General features: G+C 69.2%; 1 protein-coding gene. It reads right to left on the bottom strand.

From position 1 onward, the window contains the following. Positions 1–87: 87 nt before the first annotated feature. Positions 88–1452, bottom strand: coding sequence for an ISNCY family transposase (locus tag ACFYWY_RS38195; RefSeq protein ID WP_389196125.1), 1365 nt, complete (start codon positions 1450–1452; stop codon positions 88–90). Between the last annotated feature and the right edge of the window lie 117 nt (positions 1453–1569).

Genomic DNA, 1569 nt, shown 5'->3' with positions numbered 1-1569 from the left:
CTACTTGCCCCTGAAAAAGGGTTCGACCAGCTCAGAGGTGATATCGGGGTCGGATCGTGGTGGCGTCTCCTGCGGGTGGGGGCCGTGTCATCGGCTGACGACGGCCATGCGCTGCAGGTTGTAGGCGAAGATCCCGAGTCCGGTCCAGGTCTGCGCACCCGCCAGGCGGCGCAGGCGGGTGCGGCGGAGTCCGAAGGTGCGTTTGAGGTGACTGATGCGGGCCTCGATACCAACTCTCCAGTTGCGCATCCGCCGGAATGAGCGGCTGTGTTCGTATTCGCGGCGTGCCTTTCCGGGCTTGCCGGCTCGTTGAAGGCCGATCCGCTGGACGCCGAGTTCGGCGAGTGCCAGGTCGTTGGCCGCGGTGCCGAAGCCGCGGTCGGCGACGACCGTGCCGGGCGGTCGGCCGGTCAGCCTGGTGACGCGTCCCACCGAGGGCACCAGTTGGGGTGCGTCGGGCGGGTTCCCGCGCTGGAGCTGGTGGTCGACGACGAATCCGCGGTCATCCTCGGCCACCAGCGCGGTGTAACCGAACTGGGTGGGGTGCTGGGGCTTGCCCTTGCGGATCGGCCGGGCGTCCGGGTCGGCCAGCGAAACCAGTCGGTCGGGGATTGTGCGGATGCCGGCCAGCCGCAAAGCGGTCTGTTCCAGCAGTCGGCGGGTGCCTGCCACGCTTTCGGCCAGCTCACCCAGCAGATGCGCGAGCTGTCCTGACGGCCGTTTGCCCAGTGTCCGGCGGGCGTTTGTCTCCACTGCGGCCACCTCCCGCAGTGTTGCCCGGGCCACCGTGGCGATCTCGCCGGTAAGCCTGTCGATCTCGCCCATGGCCTGGCCGGTGCGCCGCCGCAGCGTGCGTGAGATCTCCTTCACGCGGCGGCCCGCTGACCGGCTGCGGTCCCGGAAGCGGGTGCGCCTGGCGGCGCCCGCGGCCTTGATCCGCCGCACCAGTTGGCCCAGCTTGCGCACCCCGTGCTCCAGCAGACCGGCGTCCGTGGGGTGATCGATGTCGGCCTCGACCACGGTGGTGTCGATGCGCAGCTTGCGGCACCGCAGCAGCTTGTCCTCGACCAGCTTCCCCAGCAGCGCGGCGTTGAGGTGTTCCACGGTCTGTGGGCCGCTGCGGCGTACCAGTTTGATCAGCGTGGTGGGGTGCGGCACCGGAGAGGTCAACGGGATCCGGCAGAACCGCCGCCAGCTGAGCGAATCCGCCACCTCGCGGCATAACGTCTCGTAGCCGAGCTGGTAGCGGTGCTTGAGGTACAGCAGCCTCAGCAGTGTCTCGACCGGGACCGAGGGACGCCCTAACCGCTCGGCGAACACCGCCCGCCACGGGGCGATGAACCGTTCGTCGTCCAAGAACGCATCAATCCTGGCCAGCTCCGGGGGCAGCTGTCGCGCCTGTTCCGGCAGCACCTCCCACCACGTGTCCGGCACTCCCGCGACACGCAACATTGCCACCACCCCCGGCCGCCGATGACCCACGTCAACTGTCCCGGCCAACCGATGGCTCCACCAGCTCTCCCCAACGCGTCACACCGCCGGCAGCCCCGACTTCTTCAGGGGCAAGTA

This window comes from Streptomyces sp. NPDC002870, assembly GCF_042888505.1.
Taxonomy (GTDB): domain Bacteria; phylum Actinomycetota; class Actinomycetes; order Streptomycetales; family Streptomycetaceae; genus Streptomyces.
This window is presented reverse-complemented; position numbering and strand designations above follow the sequence as displayed.

What these genes read in the sequence shown, in the direction of transcription:
- ACFYWY_RS38195 (WP_389196125.1), bottom strand. Translation starts at nt 1,452, where the DNA reads ATGTTGCGTGTCGCGGGAGTGCCGGACACGTGGTGGGAGGTGCTGCCG.